The 18,385-nt window shown below is 48.3% G+C and carries 11 protein-coding genes; 10 read left to right on the top strand and 1 reads right to left on the bottom strand.

From position 1 onward, the window contains the following. Positions 1 to 6: 6 nt before the first annotated feature. Positions 7 to 4,575, bottom strand: coding sequence for a translocation/assembly module TamB domain-containing protein (locus H6A28_RS11945; RefSeq protein ID WP_204480564.1), 4,569 nt, complete (start codon positions 4,573 to 4,575; stop codon positions 7 to 9). Between the two features lie 253 nt (positions 4,576 to 4,828). Here H6A28_RS11945 and H6A28_RS11940 point away from each other — a divergent pair, with 253 nt between their 5' ends. The 10 genes from H6A28_RS11940 (at position 4,829) to nqrF (ending at position 18,225) form a co-directional block, all read left to right on the top strand. After that, complete coding sequence (locus tag H6A28_RS11940) at positions 4,829 to 6,280, top strand: Na+/H+ antiporter NhaC family protein (RefSeq protein WP_204473977.1); 1,452 nt, start codon at positions 4,829 to 4,831, stop codon at positions 6,278 to 6,280. A gap of 22 nt (positions 6,281 to 6,302) precedes the next feature. After that, positions 6,303 to 7,697 (top strand): C1 family peptidase, encoded by a 1,395-nt coding sequence (locus H6A28_RS11935; protein ID WP_204480556.1) that lies wholly within the window; start codon positions 6,303 to 6,305, stop codon positions 7,695 to 7,697. Between the two features lie 182 nt (positions 7,698 to 7,879). After that, positions 7,880 to 10,588 (top strand): SusC/RagA family TonB-linked outer membrane protein, encoded by a 2,709-nt coding sequence (locus H6A28_RS11930; protein ID WP_239465352.1) that lies wholly within the window; start codon positions 7,880 to 7,882, stop codon positions 10,586 to 10,588. A 10-nt stretch (positions 10,589 to 10,598) separates the two neighbouring features. After that, positions 10,599 to 12,230 (top strand): RagB/SusD family nutrient uptake outer membrane protein, encoded by a 1,632-nt coding sequence (locus tag H6A28_RS11925; protein ID WP_204480554.1) that lies wholly within the window; start codon positions 10,599 to 10,601, stop codon positions 12,228 to 12,230. Between the two features lie 171 nt (positions 12,231 to 12,401). Continuing rightward, complete coding sequence (locus H6A28_RS11920; RefSeq protein WP_204473968.1) at positions 12,402 to 13,754, top strand: Na(+)-translocating NADH-quinone reductase subunit A; 1,353 nt, start codon at positions 12,402 to 12,404, stop codon at positions 13,752 to 13,754. 25 nt (positions 13,755 to 13,779) lie between these two features. After that, positions 13,780 to 14,943, top strand: coding sequence for an NADH:ubiquinone reductase (Na(+)-transporting) subunit B (locus H6A28_RS11915; RefSeq protein WP_204480549.1), 1,164 nt, complete (start codon positions 13,780 to 13,782; stop codon positions 14,941 to 14,943). Positions 14,944 to 14,957: 14 nt separating this feature from the next. Beyond that, the gene (gene nqrC / locus H6A28_RS11910) at positions 14,958 to 15,638 is read left to right on the top strand and encodes an NADH:ubiquinone reductase (Na(+)-transporting) subunit C (RefSeq protein WP_148328853.1); all 681 of its coding nucleotides are present in this window, start codon (positions 14,958 to 14,960) and stop codon (positions 15,636 to 15,638) included. Between the two features lie 18 nt (positions 15,639 to 15,656). After that, complete coding sequence (locus H6A28_RS11905) at positions 15,657 to 16,295, top strand: NADH:ubiquinone reductase (Na(+)-transporting) subunit D (protein ID WP_018711169.1); 639 nt, start codon at positions 15,657 to 15,659, stop codon at positions 16,293 to 16,295. Between the two features lie 19 nt (positions 16,296 to 16,314). After that, positions 16,315 to 16,938 carry an NADH:ubiquinone reductase (Na(+)-transporting) subunit E gene (nqrE, locus tag H6A28_RS11900; protein ID WP_018711168.1) on the top strand — a complete coding sequence of 208 codons (624 nt, stop codon included), beginning with the start codon at positions 16,315 to 16,317 and terminating at the stop codon, positions 16,936 to 16,938. Positions 16,939 to 16,956: 18 nt separating this feature from the next. Beyond that, positions 16,957 to 18,225: an NADH:ubiquinone reductase (Na(+)-transporting) subunit F gene (gene nqrF / locus H6A28_RS11895; RefSeq protein WP_022354362.1), complete on the top strand. Its 1,269-nt coding sequence runs from the start codon at positions 16,957 to 16,959 to the stop codon at positions 18,223 to 18,225. The last annotated feature ends 160 nt before the right edge of the window (positions 18,226 to 18,385 follow it).

The following is an 18,385-nucleotide window of genomic DNA, read 5'->3' as shown; positions in this document are numbered from 1 at the left end:
GGGTGTTTATTGTTTATCGTTGGATATTCTTTTCTTTTGGGCGGCTGGGAGATCGGCGTCTTTCTGAATGTATTTTTCGTCGTCTTCCTTTTTCTGCTTGCTGCTGCGCGATTTCCGGCGACGCAAGAACCAGTCGACCAGTTCCTTCCAGTTCATGAAGTCTTTCTTGTACATGATACCGATGCCTTGGGTAGTTAGGGTAGACTTGGTGAAATAGCGGTCGTTGGTTTCGTTATAGCCACGCAGACGGAACTCGCCGTTCTTGGTGAGCAGCCAAATGGCTTCGAAGTCGCCCACGAAGTTGGTGTTGCGCAGCGTGTTTTCGCGATAACCGAAGTTTCCGTTGATGATGAGCCGGTTGTTCAGCAGACGGCCGGACAGGATGGCTTCGGCTTCCACGTCGCTCCACCCTTTTTCGCCGGTGGTGAGGTTAGTTCCTACGTTCCAGTTCTGGTTGTCGATGACCTGTGAGAGCATGTTGTTCAGCTGTCCGGACAAGGTGCTGAAAGCCAGCGAACTGGTGGCATCGGTTTGGCCGGTATTATTGGCATAGTCGTAGGTGTAGAATTTGCCTACACCCAGCAGATAGATGATCTGCGTGTTCATCTGTTCTTCGGTACTAGTGAGGCTGCGTACCAGTTCACGGTCTTCTTCGCTTACGGTAGGCAGTTCTAGTCCGAAGCTGAGGTTCGGAGAGGTCAGGTTGCCGGTCAGATTCAGCAGACAGTTCACCTTTACATTTCCCCGTGAAGAAGAAGCGTCGGCTATCAGGTCGTTGAGTGAGGCGGAGTTGACCGTATAGACGGCCTGCACGTTCAGGTTGGCGGCTCTTGGGTCACCATTGAAGGAAACGATGCCTCCAGGTTGCAGGGTAAAGTCTTTACGGATGACATTCTGCATGCTCATCTTGTAGATTCCTTCAGTGATGTTGTAGTTTCCAAATATCTGGAAATTGCCCTGGTTGAAGAAATTGATACGCAGGTTACCGGTTCCGTAAGCCGATATATAGTCGCCGGCCACCGGATCCATAATGATTTTCATGTTGGCCCGTTCGGCAGGCTCAATCTGCAGGTTGAGATGAATGGCTGTCGGGGTATCCTCTTCGTCTTTCTGGTCAGGTTTGTTCAGCGGATGGTAGACTTCGGCTTTCACGGCAGCTTGCTGGCGGCGGGGAGTCCGGTCTACAAAGGTGACAAAGCCGGAATTGGTGGCTTCGGCTGCTGTGCCCAGCACATAGACAAATTCGGTCTGGTTGTCGGCATGAACCTGTCCGTCTACGTTCAACTGTCCATCGCCTCCCTGCAAGCGGACATCGCCAGTGGCATAGATGTGTCCGTAGAAGGGGAAGTCGGGAGTGGCCCTGTCGGTGTCGTACACGAGCATCCGGTCGGTCTGGAAGCGGAAATTGTAGCTCAGGTTCTTCAACTTGGTATGCCGGAGTTCTCCGTTGACCACGCCGGTATGGCCTTCTAAGTCTTGCAGGCGGACGTCCTGGAAACGGAACAGTCCGGAAGAAATCTGAACGGAATCGGCCGAAGCTATGAAAGAGGTGTTCAGAATATTGATCTTGGTCTTCATCCGTGCCCTGACATTTCCCTCCAAGTCAAGTTCCGCGAAAGGTCCGAACAGGTGAACGTCGCCGTACGCTTCTCCTTGCACATTGGTGAAGATATTCTCCACAAACGGCTGCAGGAAGGACAGCGGCGTTCCTCCTGCCTGAATGTGGAGGTCGAGTCCTTTCAGTTTGGGGGATACGTAGCCTGTCACTCCGGTCGTACAGGTGCTGTCGCGCCGAATGTCGGCGTTCAGGCGCACGCCGCCCAACTCCTGGTCCCATGAGGCAAGAATGTCGCCACGTCCCAACAGGGCTTGGTTCAGAGAAAAGTCTTTTACATCGAGACGGGCTTCCATGACGGGGTCTTTGAGTACATGGAGCAGGCGGGCTTTTCCGGTGATTCCTCCATCGAAACGTACGGCATGGAACTGAATCATGTCCATAATGTAGAGCAGGTTGATGTTCTTCAAGTCCACCAGACAGGAGTCGGCTTCTGTCTTTCCTAACCGTCCATTGATTTTCAGGTACTGGTCACGATGCTCGAAGAGGAAATTGTGTATCTCGATGCTGTCTTTGGCAATGTCGACAATGGCCGGATGGATACGCCAGACCGTATCGTTCAGAATAATCTGGCTGGGCTGGATATCCACATGGGTGTGCAGTGTCTTGCGCAGGTTGTCCTGATGGAAAGAGGCGATGGCATCCACTTTTCCACTGTAAGTCTGGGAGGTGTTGTTGCCCCAGTAGAGGGTGGTATGCAACTTGTCATTTTTGGCACGTGTGAGGAAAGACAAGTTGAACATGGCTCCTTTTTTCATCAGGGTGCCGGCACGGAGCTGGCATTGGAGCTCGTCGGCATGAGTTTCGCAGAGGAGGGTACCCGATTCGTAGTACTTCCCATTGTAAGTGAACTGAGGCAAGGATCCGTTGATTCGCATTTGTGAGAGGCTGTCATTGAGATAGCCGGACAAGGTGGCTGGCATCTGCAGTTCAAAAGGAATGTGCATCACTTTGGCCAGGAATTCGCTATTCTCCATGCGGAACTGGAAGCGGAAACGGTTGTTCAGCTCCTGAGTTTTTTTCTTCGGGGTTTTCTTCTCGGCCGGGAAAAGAGAGGGAATATGCTTTTGGATAACTCTTTCGATACTTTTTAATAATGTATGATAGGCATATTCTCCTTGCACGACTCCCGTGAGGAAGGGAGAGTCGATGCGTATTTCTTTTCCTCCACTGTTCGAGGACAGCTGAGTGGCATGAATCTGGAAACGGGGGAGAAAATAGTCTTGTGACGGGTCAGCTGAGCGGACGGAGAGACTGTCGAGGTTGATTTTTCCCTGGATATCGTCGATGGAATGCCCGGAAAAGTCGGCGGTCAGGTTCAGCGCCACATCTGTATCTTTATATTCTTTTGTGAGATGCAGTTTGTGAGGGCGGAAATTGCGCACTTTCATCCGCAGGTTAAAGTCGGGTACTGCCTGACGGGTGACGAAACTTCCGTCGATGGTGATTTGTCCGTTCTCGTCGTCAAGACCCAGGTGTCCGTTGAAGCCTCCCGGTTTATAATCACCGTTTAGGGTGATGTGCTGGTATTCATAATGATTGTATACCAGTGAAGAGATGACTCCCTTGACATGCGATTCCGGCTGATGATTGCGGTATTGCAGGCCGTTGAGCTCGAGGTCGAACGACGTTTTCCCGATTTCATCTTTGGCCAGCAGTTTCCCCAGTTCGAAATCGGTGGAAGACACCTTTCCGGAGTAAGTTCTCTGTTGGGTCAGTGTGTCCGTGTGCATGGTCATGTTGGCATTAAGCAACCCCGGTCGGCTTTGAAGGGTGCCATGTGCGGTTATCTGGGACGGATATCCCGATACATCTCCCTGAAAGCTGAGGAAGCCCAGCCGCTGGATAAGGTCGGGAACCGCTATGGAGTTGCCTTTCAGATTATGGAACAACCAGGGAAATGCTTTTTCACTGATATCGGCTTGGGTGATTTTGCCAAAGAAATATGGGGGCATGGAAGGAGAACTGTGGTCAATCATTCCTTCAGCATGTAATTCCAACTCTTTCTGTGGGCTGCTCAGGTAGAAACGGGTACACCGGAGTTGCTGTCCTCTTCCATGAAAATCCAGGTCCATGTGGAGAGAGTCTTGAAAATGTTCCAAGGCAGGGACGAATGCGGAGAGGTCAGCGGGAGTGATGGATGCGTGCAAGCGTCCCAGGTAGGTGGTTTCTTCCTCGGAAAGGAAATGGGGAGAGGTCACGTCGCCGCTGGCTGAAAGGGTGTCGATGCAAAGGCTGGTGGAAGGCAAGTTCAAGGTGAGCTCATGCAGGTAAATGCCTTTCGGATTGGCAGTAGCCTTCAGCATGAATCTTTTTAGTCGGAATCCACTCTGCTCGTTGAAGCTCATACGGCGAATCTGCGCGTTGAGCGAATCTTTCTGGAAGGTCTTAAGAGAAATAGTGGCTGACAATTCGCGGATACCTATGTGATGGAAATTGAATTTCCGGGGAGTAACAGGTTCCGACAATACATCGTAGTGCACTTGGCCTCGGCGTATCAGTATGGAGTTGATGCGCAGGTCGAGGTTGTTTTCTTTCTTTGTCGTATCTTTTGAGGCAAACGTGTCAATCAGGAACTGGCAGTTGAGCGGAGCGTCGGGAGTGGTTCGGCGCAGACGGGCATCCAAACCGAAAAGTTGTATACTATGGATGCGTATCTTCTTTTGAAAGAGGGCCGGAATATCCAGTTTGACAGAGAAGCGGGAAATGCCTAACATGTCTTTTCCTTGCCGGTCTTTTATCTGTACGTTCTGGATAACCACACGGTTGAGCAAGCCTAAATCTACATTACCGATACGGACTTCCGACTGGGTGAGCCGGGAGAGTTCACGGGCAGCATACGTACTGATGCGGTGCTGTACGGTCGGGAGGCTGATCAGGGCAATCAGGCCGAAATAGAGTGTCAGTACGGAAATGACCGTGATACGTATGATTTGTTTTATGCGCGTGGCTTTGCTCATTCTTAATTAATGCAATGAATACACAAAAGTACAAATAACTGGCGAAGAAAATGGTGTGCTGTAAGTGGATTAGCAGTTTTTAAGTTTTAGGAAGTGGGGTTTCTATATGGATTTCGGTATAGTTTTTCTATTTTTATGCGTTTTATATCCTGAATATGTAAATAAAAGTAGAATTTATGCGGTTATTTGAAAAAATATTCGGAAATTTGTGCCGTATTAAAGTGTAAGATATATTTGACTTAGATTGACAAAAATGACACAGAAACTGAAAATTCCTTCTCCACTGGTCTCGTTGTTGCCGGTGCTGGTCTTGGTAGTGCTACTTTTCTTTACGATTCGCCTGCTGGGAGCTGATGCACTGGGCGGAGGCAGCCAGGTTTGTTTGTTGTTGACTACAGCCTTGTGTGCGGTTATCGGGATGGGTTGGTATGGAGTGAGCTGGAAAGACATTGAACATGCTATCGTGAACAACATTACAGGAGTCAGTACGGCATTGATTATTTTGCTGATTATCGGTGCGCTTTCAGCTGCTTGGATGTTGGGAGGTGTGGTGCCTACACTGATATACTATGGGGTACAGATTATTCATCCGAAATTCTTCCTGGTGTCTTGCTGTGCGATTTGTGCAGTGGTATCGGTCATGACGGGCAGTTCGTGGACGACCATTGCCACTATCGGCATTGCTTTGATGGGTATCGGGAAGGCACAGGGGTTTGACGAAGGCTGGATTGCCGGAGCCATTGTGTCGGGAGCCTATTTCGGTGACAAGGTGTCTCCGCTGTCGGATACGACCATTTTAGCCTCTTCCGTCACGGACACACCGCTGTTTACCCATATCCGTTATATGATGTATACTACGGTACCGTCCATTTTAATTGCGCTGGTCATTTTTACGGTGGCTGGATTTTCGCATGAAGTAACGGATAGTTCGCAGATGGCTATGTTCACTCACGGTTTGGCTGAACGCTTCCATATTACGCTTTGGGTGTTGCTGGTTCCGGTGGTGACGGGAATCCTGATTGCCCGGAAAGTTTCGTCTATCATCACGCTGTTCGTGTCGACGGCCTTGGCGGTGGTGTGTATGCTGTTGTTTCAGGCAGATATTTTGCGGGAAGTGGCCGGTGAAGGGATGAGTAATGCCGAAGCATTGTATAAAGGAGTGTTAATCACCCTGTCGAGCAGTACTTCCGTACCTGCTTCCAGTCCGGAACTGACGGAACTGATTGCCACCCGGGGAATGGGAGGCATGATGGATACGGTATGGCTGATTCTTTGTGCCATGTGTCTGGGCGGTGCGATGACAGCTTGCGGTATGCTGGGCAGTATTACGCGTATGTTTGTACACCTGACCCATAAGTTGGCAGGAACGGTGACGGCTACTGTGGCATCCGGTCTGTTTTTAAATCTGGCTACAGCCGACCAGTATATTTCGATTATTCTCACTGGAAATATGTTTAAGGATATTTACAAGAAGAACGGATATGAGTCAAGACTATTGAGCCGTACTACGGAAGATGCCGTGACTGTGACCAGTCCGCTGATACCGTGGAACACCTGCGGCATGACGCAGGCCACGATATTGAGTGTGCCGACTTTGGTGTACTTGCCATATTGTTTCTTCAACTACGTGAGTCCGCTGATGAGTATTATCGTGGCCTGCATTGGCTATAAGATTGTACGCCCGTTAAAAAAGAATAAGGAGTAGTTTTCATTAAAACCATAAAAACATGAAACAGAAACACATTACATTGGCTGCTTGCCTGCTGGCTTTCGGGCTGACAATGCAGGCACAGAACGGAGGAATCTCTCCGGAAATGCTGAAAAATATTCAGCGCAGTTATCAAAACACGGCTGCCGACAAGGCTTTGCGTAATGCCATGGGCGGTACCAGCATCAAGCAGCTGGCACTGAACCAAGAGAACCAGCAGGCAGTGAATACAGATTTTTCCATTAAGGTGGAATCAAAAGGAATTGCAGACCAACAATCATCGGGACGTTGCTGGTTGTTTACCGGGTTGAACGTGATGCGCGCCAAAGCTATTGCCAAATATGATTTGCCGGGATTGGAATTTTCACAAGTATATTGTTTTTTCTGGGACCAGTTGGAAAAATCTAACCTGTTCCTGCAAGGAGTGATTGAAACGGCTGGAAAGCCGATGAGTGACCAGACGGTAGAATGGCTGTTCAAGCATCCGCTGAGCGACGGAGGTACCTTTACAGGGGTAGCCGATATCGTTACGAAATACGGGCTGGTACCCAAAGAGGCTATGCCGGAAACTTACAGCAGTGACCATACTTCGTCTATGTCATCTTTGATCGGGCTGAAACTGAAGGAGTTCGGACTGGAGTTGAGAGATATGTCAGCGAAGGGTGAAAAGATGGCTACGATTGAAAAACGGAAGGAAGAGATGCTGGGTACGGTGTATCGGATGCTGGTGCTGACTCTTGGAGTACCGCCTACTTCATTCGATTATGTGCGTAAGGACAGCAAAGGAAACGTGGTGGAGACAGAGCATCACACACCGATGTCGTTCATGGAGAAATATGGAGACAAGAACCTGCTGACCAACTATGTGATGGTGATGAACGATCCTTCGCGTGAATATTATAAATGTTACGAAATTGCTTACGACCGTCACTGCTACGACGGAAAGAACTGGACGTACGTAAACCTTCCAGTGGAGGATATCAAGGAGATGGCGATTGCTTCACTGAAAGACAGCACCCGGATGTACTTCTCCAGCGATGTGACTCAGATGGACAGCAAACGTGGACTGTTGGATGTTCGCAACTATGATTTTGGTTCTTTGCTAGGAACCACTTTCGGCATGGACAAAAAACAGCGTATTCAGACTTTCTCAAGTATGTCGGCTCATGCCATGACACTGATGGCCGTGGATCTGGACGAAAATGGAAAGCCGAAGAAATGGATGGTGGAAAACAGCTGGGGACCTTCTGCCGGCTATCAGGGCCATCTGATTATGACCGACGAATGGTTTAACGAATACATGTTCCGTCTGGTGTTGGAAACGAAGTACGTGCCGAAGAAGGTGCTCGACATTTTCAAGCAGAAGCCGATACAGCTTCCGGCATGGGATCCGATGTTCGCAGAAGAAAAATAATCAGCAAGCAGGGAATAATCGGTCCGCAGATTTGTTTTATCATCGAAAATTTCTTTTCTTTGTAAAAGACAAGATAGAGAGGGCGGGAGATGCTTAGCATCTTCACGCCCTTTTTTGACCTTTTAACCTTAAATGAATTTTCTATGAATGAGATGCAGCCGGTTTTCCGTGCTTTTTGTCGCATGCTGTTTTGGGGATGTCTGGGGGGAGTCTCTCTTCAGGCTCAGGCACAGAATGAAAGTGAGTTGCCCCCTGATTCCATTTATACCATCGGTTATGCCCGTGGAATTTTGAAGAATATATCGGGTTCAGTGGAACAGATTACGGAAAAACAGATGAATCGGGAACTCATTACCAATCCGCTGGAGGCAATTCAGGGCCGTGTGTCTGGACTTACCATTTTGAAGAGTAACAATGGGATGGCGGCGCTGGAGTCTGTGCGGTTACGGGGAACTACCTCATTGACCAGTGGGAATGATCCGTTGATTATTGTGGATGGGGTGCTGGGTGACTTGACCATGCTGGCTTCGGTGTATCCTACCGACATTGAATCTTTTACTATATTGAAGGATGCATCTGAAACGGCCCAGTACGGTTCGCGTGGGGCATCCGGCGTTATCAATATTGTCACCAAAAAAGGACGGGCAGGCAAGACACGAGTCAATTACAACGGCAGTTTTGGCGTGTCGTATGCCTATCGTAGATTAAATATGCTGTCGGGGACGGAATATCGTCGTCTGGCTGCGGAACGCGGTTGGAGTATTCTCGATAAGGGCTATGATACGGATTTCCAGAAAACCATTGAGCAGACGGGCTTGCAGCAGAATCATAATATTGCGTTTTACGGGGGCGGGGATGCTTCCAATTACCGTGTGTCACTGGGCTTTCAGAATCGCGAGGGAGTGATTCAGCATGAGGGAATGAAACTGTTTACTGCCAATATGAATATGTCGCAGAAGATGCTCGATGGGCTGATTGATTGTGAATTAGGACTGTTTGGCTCCATGAAACGTGACCGCACGTTGTTCGACTTGCAGAAAACATTCTATTCGGCAGCGGCATTTAATCCGACGTTCCCGGACTTTCCGAATCCGGCTACGGGGGGATGGAATCAGATTACTACTGCCAGTCAGATAACGAATCCGCTGGCATGGATGGATGTGGACAATCGGGAGGAGACTTCGTATTTCAGTGCCCATGCCCGCCTGACATTTCATCTGTTGAAAGACTTGAAGCTGGTGCTCTTCGGTTCGTACACGTATAGTACGATGGAGAATGCGCAGTTTCTTCCCACCACAGTATGGGGTAACGGGCAAGCTTACCGGGGAAGCCGAAAGGGAGAGGCTATGTTGGGCAATGCAATGTTGACTTACCAGAAGCGGTTGGGAACCCATTTCCTGGATGTGTTGGCACTGGGAGAGGTGGAAAAAGACCGTTTTCAAGGGTTCTATACTACGACGACTGGTTTTTCATCAAATGAATTAGGGTACCATAGTCTGCAGGCAGGAGCGCTTCGACCTTGGGAGGGGACAGGATCGTATTACGAGGAGCCGCATCTGGTATCTTTCTTGGGGCGTGTGAACTATACGTACAACGACCGTTACGTGTTGACGGCGAATTTACGTACGGATGCTTCTTCCAAGTTTGGACGGAAGCATAAATGGGGTGTATTCCCTTCGGTTTCTGCGGCCTGGAATGTGACACAGGAAAGGTTTATGAGGTGTTTTCGATGGATTGACAACTTGAAACTGAGGGCCGGCTACGGATTGGCAGGTAATCAGGGAGGAATTGATTCATATACCACCATGGCGCTGGTACGGCCGAACGGAGTGGCACCAGTGGGCAATTCTCCCGTAGTGACCTATGAAAGCTTGAAGAACCTCAATCCCAACCTAAAATGGGAGGTGAAATCTACTTTCAATGCAGGGGTGGATATGGCTTTTTATGGTAACCGTATTTTGTTGTCGGTGAACTATTATCGCTCTAAAACAAGGGATATGCTCTATCAATACGACGTGAGTGTGCCGCCGTTTGCCTATAACAAGCTGTTGGCCAACTTGGGCTCCATGCGGAACAGTGGTACGGAACTTTCCATCGGACTCACTCCTTTGCGGACGAAGGATATGGAATTGAATATCAATGCGAATGTAACTTTCCAACGAAACAAACTGTTGTCGCTGAGCGGAATGTATGAAGGAGAACATATCAGTGCGGCACAATATACGGCATTGGCTGGCTTGAATGGAGCAGGATTACATGGTGGTTATAATAATATTGTCTATCAGATTGTGGGACAGCCGCTGGGCGTATTCTATCTGCCACATTGTGAAGGGCTCGTATCGGATGGAAATGGAGGATATACTTACCAGATTGCCGACTTGAACGGGGGCGGAGTGAACCTGGAAGATGGAGAAGACCGGTATGTGGCGGGACAGGCCACGCCGAAGACCTTGTTGGGGTCGAACATCAGTTTCCGTTACAAGCGTTTTGATGTGTCGTTACAGATAAATGGGGCATTCGGACATAAAATATACAACGGAACAGCCCTGACGTATATGAATATGAACAGTCTGCCGGACTACAATGTCTTGTCGGAGGCTCCGGCACAGAATATCCGTGACCTGACGGCAACGGATTATTGGCTGGAGAATGGCGACTATGTGAACTTTGATTATCTGACCGTGGGATGGAATATTCCGCTCCGCAAACAGCGTTTCCTGCATGGAGCACGACTGGCGTTGACCGTCAACAACCTGGGTACGATTTCTGGTTATTCGGGGTTGACTCCACTCATCAATTCTACGTTGGTTGACGGTACCTTTGGGGTGGATGACAAGCGAACCTATCCGCTATCAAGAACCTATATCGTTAGTTTAAGTCTTAATTTTTAATCTGCTCATTATGAAAGTAATATATAGATTTGTTTTTATGGCTTTCTGCCTCGTTCTCGGGGCTTCTTGCAGCGCCTATTTGGAGGAGGAACCAAAGGACCGGATGGATGAAGGAACTGCTTATGCTACCTTGTCGGATTTGCAACGGAACGGGGTACTTTCTCTGTATAATTACGTGGGTGGTTATGCCGACAGTCAAGGGTTGCAAGGGACCGGTCGTGGAGTGTACGATCTGAATACGTTTACCACGGATGAAGCCATGATGCCTACTCGCGGAGGTGACTGGTATGACGGAGGTTTCTGGCAAGGGCTCTATTTGCATCGTTGGGGAGTGAACAATGAGGCAATCTATGCTACTTGGGAGTATCTCTATCGGACAGTGATTTTATGCAACAGTTCGCTGGAACGAATACAGGCTTTTTCGGTGGCACATCCCACAGAAGAGGTGGCTCCTTTACAGGCTGAGGTGAGGGCTTTGAGGGCCATGTTTTATTATTATATCATGGATCTTTTCGGCGAAGTTCCTCTTATTGAAAACAGTAATCCTAAGCCTGAAGAAATTGTTCAGGAAAAACGCTCTAAAATCTTCTCTTTCATTGTAAAAGAATTGACGGAATCTGCTCCTTTTTTGAGTGAGGAACGGAGTAATCAGCCAGGTTTGTACTACGGGCGGATGACGCGTCCGGTCGTATGGTTTCTGTTGGCCAAACTGGCTTTGAATGCAGAGGTATATGCTGATGATGACTGGACGGACGGAATACGGCCGGACGGGAAATCGCTTGTCTTCGAAGTGGACGGTCGTTCGTTGAATTCCTGGCAGGCCGTATGCCATTATTGCGATAAAATTACAGCGGCTGGTTATAAACTGGAAGAAGATTATACGGCAAACTTTGCGGTGTTCAATGAATCTTCAAAAGAAAATATTTTTGTAATTCCCATGAGCAAGACGTTATATACCAACCAGTTTATCTATCTGTTTCGTTCACGGCATTATAACCATGCCAAGGCGTATGGTTTGGGAGGTGAAAATGGGGCATCGGCAACACAGGAAGTGTTGGAAACCTTCGGTTACGGTACGCCTCAGGTCGATGCTCGGTTTGATGTCTGTTATTTTGCCGGACCAGTGAAAGACCTGGCAGGGCGTCCGATTATGTTGGACGATGAGGTGATTCCACTGGTTTATGAGCCTTGGAAAGTTGCACTTGACGTGTCAGGCCAGCCTTGGGAAAAGACTGCTGGGGCACGGATGAAGAAATATGAGGTGGACCCGACGGCTCTTAAAGATGGAAAATTGTTGGATAACGACATCGTACTTTTTCGTTATGCAGACGTGTTGTTGATGCAGAGTGAGGCTAAAGTACGCAACGGCGAAAACGGAGATGCAGAATTGAATCAGGTACGTCGGAGAGTCGGAATGGAGGAGAGAACCGCTACTCTCGACAACTTGTTGAAAGAACGTATGATGGAACTGGCCTGGGAAGGATGGAGGCGTCAGGATATGATTCGTTTCGGCGTTTTTACGCAGGCGTACAGCTGCCGTACTCCGCTTGCTGGCGAGGAAAACGGGTATACTACTGTGTTTCCTATTCCCGAAAAAGTGGTAGATATGAACCCTCAGCTGCGTCAGCACAAGGGTTATTAAGGAAATTTTGCTTTCTCCATGTGACAGAATAGCGTTTTAATTACACTTATTTTGTGCCTACTCTTCGATATAAGGAAATATTTCTTCAATTCGAGGGGCAAATATTCTTTTTTCCTTTCTTTTTTATTTATTTTTGCACGCAAAATAGAAAACCATTTTTTATAACCTAACATGGCAAATTTAATTAAATTGCGTAAAGGCTTAGACATAAACCTGAAAGGCAAGGCTGCTACAGAAGTGGTGGCTGTAAAAGAGCCGGGATTCTATGCATTGTGTCCCGATGATTTTACAGGCGTGACTCCGAAGGTAGTCGTGAAGGAACAGGAATATGTGATGGCCGGAGGACCCTTGTTTGTTGACAAGAATCATCCTGAAGTGAAATTTGTTTCGCCGGTAAGTGGCGTAGTAACAAGCGTGGAACGTGGGGCAAGACGTAAGGTGATGAGCATTACCGTACAGGCTGCTACGGAACAGGATTTCGAAGAATTCGGCAAAAAGAGCGTAGCTGCGCTCGATGGAGCTGCTGTAAAGGAATTGCTGCAGACTGCTGGCTTGTTCGCGTTTATCCGTCAGCGTCCGTACGATGTAGTGGCTGATCCGACTGTCGCACCTCGTGCCATTTTCGTATCTGCTTTCGATACAAATCCGCTGGCTCCTGATTTTGAATTCGTTCTCGCAGGGGAAGAGGCAAACTTCCAGACAGGATTGGATGCCTTGGCTAAGATTGCCAAGACTTACTTGAGCATCAGTGTAAAACAGAAATCACCAGCTTTGACGCAGGCGAAGAACGTTGAAATCAACGTGTTTGACGGGCCTCATCCAGCTGGTAATGTAGGTGTGCAGATTAACCATATCGCTCCAGTAAACAAAGGTGAAACGGTTTGGACAATCGATCCGCAAGCTGTGATTTTCATTGGCCGTCTGTTCAATACGGGTCGGGTAGACCTCACTCGTACAGTAGCTGTAACCGGTTCTGAAGTTTTGAAACCTGCTTACGTGAAGCTGAAAGTAGGTGCCCTGCTGACAGGTGTATTTGCCAACAATGTAACTACGGACAAGGCTTTGCGCTATATCAGCGGTAACGTATTGACTGGAAAGCAGATTACTGCCAACGGTTATTTAGGCGCTTTCCACAGCCAAGTGACAGTGATTCCGGAAGGAAGCGACGTACACGAAATGCTGGGTTGGATTATGCCGCGTCTGAACGACTTCAGTACCAGTCATTCTTATTTCAGCTGGATGATGGGCAAGAAGAAAGAATATGTATTGGATGCCCGTGTGAAGGGTGGTGAACGTCACATGATCATGTCAAACGAATACGACCATGTACTTCCGATGGACATCTTGCCGGAATACCTGATTAAGGCTATCATTGCGGGCGATATCGACCGTATGGAAGCACTGGGTATTTACGAGGTAGCTCCGGAAGATTTTGCCTTGTGTGAATTTGTCTGCTCTTCAAAAATGGAATTGCAGCGTATCGTACGTGACGGACTCGACATGCTCCGCCGTGAAATGTGTTAATGCTAACTAAAACTATTATTAATAAATGAACGCGTTAAGAAATTATCTCGATAAGATAAAGCCTAACTTTGAAGAGGGAGGCAAATTTCATGCTTTTCGTTCTGTGTTCGACGGATTTGAAACATTCCTGTTTGTTCCGAACACAACTTCGAAGACAGGTACGCACATCCACGATGCGATTGATAGCAAACGTATCATGTCGTTCGTGGTGATTGCCCTGATACCGGCCCTGCTGTTCGGTATGTATAATGTGGGTTACCAGCATTTCCATGCTACTAATGTAGAAGGTAGCTTCATTGAAATGTTCGGTTATGGTTTTTTGGCTGTACTGCCGAAGATTATTGTTTCATACGTAGTCGGTCTGGGAATTGAATTTATCGTGGCTCAGTGGAAGAAGGAAGAAATTCAGGAAGGTTTCCTGGTTTCCGGTATGTTGATTCCGATGATTGTGCCGGTTGAGTGTCCGTTGTGGATGCTGGCCGTGGCTACTGCTTTCTCTGTGGTGTTTGCAAAGGAAGTGTTCGGTGGTACAGGTATGAATATCTTCAATCCGGCGTTGATTACTCGTGCCTTCCTGTTCTTTGCTTATCCGACCAAGATGTCCGGTGATACGGTATGGGTGTCCGGTGACAGCATTTTCGGTTTGGGCAAGACTGTGGACGGGTTGACAGCCGCTACTCCGTTAGGTGTGGCAAAGGTTGCCGAGTGCCCTGCTTTCTCGTGGGATATGGTGACCGGTCTGATTCCGGGCTCTATCGGCGAGACGAGCGTAATTGCCATTGCTATCGGTGCCGTTATCCTGTTATGGTCGGGCGTGGCAAGCTGGAGAACGATGCTGTCAGTATTCGTTGGTGGTGCCGTGATGGGTTGGGTGTTCAACCAATGGGGACCGGATACCGCAGTGGCTCACATGCCTTGGTATGAACATCTGTGCCTGGGTGGTTTTTGTTTTGGTGCCGTGTTCATGGCGACCGACCCTGTCACTTCTTCACGTACGGAGAACGGTAAATACGTTTATGGATTCCTGATCGGTGCCATGGCCATCATCATCCGTGTGCTCAATCCGGGTTATCCCGAAGGCATGATGCTGGCTATCCTGCTGATGAATATCTTTGCACCGCTGATTGACTATGTGGTAGTGCAGAACAATATTTCGCGTCGTGCAAAACGTGCTATGTCTAACAAATAAAAACCGAAAATACAATGAATACCAATAGTAACTCTTATACTATCATTTATGCTTCGGTAATGGTTGTTATCGTAGCATTCTTGCTGGCTTTCGTCAACTCTTCTTTGCGCGACCTGCAAGGAAAAAATGTAGAGTTGGATACGAAAAAACAGATTCTTTCGGCTTTGGGTATCCGTGAAGTGGAAGATGCGGAAGCCAAATTTGCCGAAGTGGTGAAAGAAGACATGCTGGTGGCTGAAGACGGTTCGCTGAAGCCATACGAAGGCAGCTTCGTTACCGGATATGAGAAAGCATATAAGGAAAAGGGAGAAGCCCATCTTTTCGTCTGCGAGATAGACGGACAGAAGAAGTATGTTATACCCGTTTATGGTACGGGATTGTGGGGTGCCATCTGGGGCTATGTAGCCTTGAACGAGGATAAGAACACCGTGTATGGCACTTATTTCTCACATGCATCAGAAACTCCGGGCCTGGGTGCGGAAATCGCTACCGAACATTTCCAGAATGAGTTCAAGGACAAGAACGTGCTGGACGGAGATGCCATCGGACTGGATGTCGTAAAGAACGGGAAGATTGACAAGCCTGAGTTCCAGGTGGACGGTATTTCCGGAGGTACGATTACTTCAGTGGCCGTAGGACAGATGCTGAAGAACTGCATGGGAAACTATACCAAGTTTTTAACCGCTAAAGAATAATAGGAGGGGAAATATAATATGGGAAATTTATTTTCAGCCAAGAATAGAGAAGTGTTCTCCACCCCGATTAGCATGAACAATCCGGTCACCGTACAGGTGTTGGGTATTTGTTCGGCACTTGCCGTTACTTCCAAACTGGAACCGGCCATCGTGATGGGACTTTCGGTAACCATTATCACCGCATTCTCGAATGTGGTCATCTCATTAATCCGCAAGACAATTCCGAACCGTATCCGTATTATCGTACAGTTGGTGGTCGTTGCTGCGTTAGTGACTATCGTAAGCGAACTGCTGAAGGCTTTTGCCTACGACGTAAGTGTCCAGCTTTCAGTATATGTAGGTCTGATTATCACCAACTGTATCCTGATGGGACGTCTGGAAGCGTTTGCGATGGCAAACGGCCCGTGGGAATCTTGTCTTGACGGTCTGGGCAACGGACTGGGCTATGCCAAGATTCTGGTCATTGTGGCTTTCATCCGTGAGCTTCTGGGCTCAGGTACGTTGCTGGGTTTCAATGTCCTGAACCATGCAGCTATCCAGGAGTTCGGCTATGTGAACAACGGCTTGATGCTGATGCCGCCGATGGCGTTGATTATCGTGGCTTGCCTGATATGGTACCAGCGTGCGAAGCATCCTGAATTACAAGATAAGGAATAACAAGTAAAGGAAAGACATTATGGAACATTTTTTCAGTTTATTGGTCCGCTCCATCTTTGTGGACAATATGATATTCGCGTTCTTCCTGGGTATGTGTTCATACCTGGCGGTATCGAAGAATGTGAAAACAGCTGTCGGTCTGGGCATTGCTGTAACTTTCGTGCTGGTGGTGACTTTGCCGGTCAACTATTTGCTCCAGACGAAGGTACTGGCTGCCGACGGTATTTTGGGCATTGACCTCAGCTTCTTGAGCTTCATCCTCTTCATTGCCGTTATCGCGGCCATTACACAGTTGGTGGAAATGATTGTGGAGCGTTTCAGCCCTTCGCTGTATGCTTCGCTGGGTATCTTCCTGCCGTTGATTGCCGTGAACTGCGCCATCATGGGTGCCTCTCTGTTCATGCAGCAGCGCATCAACCTGACTCCTTCCGACCCGAAGTTCATCGGTGGCATCGGTGATGCTGTCTCTTACGCACTGGGTTCAGGTATCGGCTGGATGCTGGCCATCGTCGGCCTGGCTGCTATCCGTGAAAAAATGGCTTACTCTGACGTGCCTGCTCCGCTGAAAGGCTTGGGCATCACCTTCATCACTGTAGGTCTGATGGCAATGGCATTTATGTGTTTCTCTGGTTTGAACATCTAATAGGAAAGGAATAAGACAATGGATATGAATTTTATTTTAGCAAGCATTGGAGTATTCCTCGTGACTATTCTGGTGCTGGTAGTCATCCTGCTGGTTGCAAAGAATTTCCTTGTAGCTTCCGGCAACGTAAAACTGACTATCAACGGCGATAAGGAGATGGAAGTAGAGTCTGGCTCTACATTGCTGAACACACTGGCCGTCAACGGCGTATTCCTGCCTTCAGCCTGTGGAGGTAAGGGTTCTTGCGGACAGTGCAAGTGTCAGGTGATTGAAGGAGGCGGCGAAATCCTGCCTTCTGAAGTGAGCCACTTCAGCCGCAAGCAGCAGAAAGACCACTGGCGTCTGGGTTGCCAGGTGAAGGTGAAAGGTGACCTGTCTATCAAGGTGCCTGAATCTGTAATGGGTGTAAAGGAATACGAATGTACCGTTATCTCCAACAAGAACGTGGCTACTTTCATCAAGGAATTCAAGGTGCAGTTGCCTAAGGGTGCCCACATGGACTTCATCCCGGGTTCTTACGCACAGATCAAGATTCCTAAATATGAAATGGACTACAACAAGGATATCGATAAAGACCTTATCGGTAAGGAATACCTGCCTGCATGGGAAAAGTTCGGTTTGTTCAACCTGAAGTGTAAAAACGAAGAAGAAACCATCCGTGCTTACTCTATGGCCAACTATCCGGCTGAAGGCGACGTATTCATGCTGACCGTACGTATCGCTACTCCACCGTTCAAACCCGACCGCAGCGGTTTCATGGATGTGATGCCGGGTATCGCTTCTTCTTACATCTTTACCCTGAAACCGGGTGACAAGGTGCTGATGAGTGGTCCTTACGGAGACTTCCATCCGATTTTCAACTCAAAGAAGGAAATGATCTGGGTCGGTGGTGGTGCCGGTATGGCTCCGCTGCGTGCACAGATTATGCACATGACGCGTACGTTGAACACAAGAGACCGCGAACTGCACTACTTCTATGGTGCCCGTGCGCTGAACGAAGTGTTCTACCTGCAAGACTTCCTGCAGCTGGAAAAAGACTTCTCGAACTTCCACTTCCACTTGGCACTCGACCGTCCGGATCCGGCAGCCGATGCAGCGGGCGTGAAGTACACTCCGGGATTTGTTCATCAGGTAATGTACAACACTTACCTGAAAGACCACGAAGCTCCGGAAGACATCGAATACTACATGTGTGGTCCTGGTCCGATGTCAAAAGCTGTGGTTAACATGCTGGATAGCCTGGGCGTTGAAAGCTCTTCTATCATGTATGATAACTTCGGTGGATAATCGCGAAAGACATTATAAGTCTGAGATAAGTGAAAAGAGGCTGTCTCAAATTGAAATATAATTTGAGATGGCCTTTTTTGTGTCTGCAAAAAAAATCGGGCAAGCCCAAACTTCGCTCAGTCAGGACTTGCCCGTCTCCCTAATTTTTCGTATCTTAGGG

The organism is Bacteroides mediterraneensis, from assembly GCF_016900355.1.
In the GTDB taxonomy this organism is placed as follows: Bacteria; Bacteroidota; Bacteroidia; order Bacteroidales; family Bacteroidaceae; genus Phocaeicola.
Note: the sequence above shows the minus strand (reverse complement) of the source record. Positions and strands in the feature narration are given on the sequence as shown.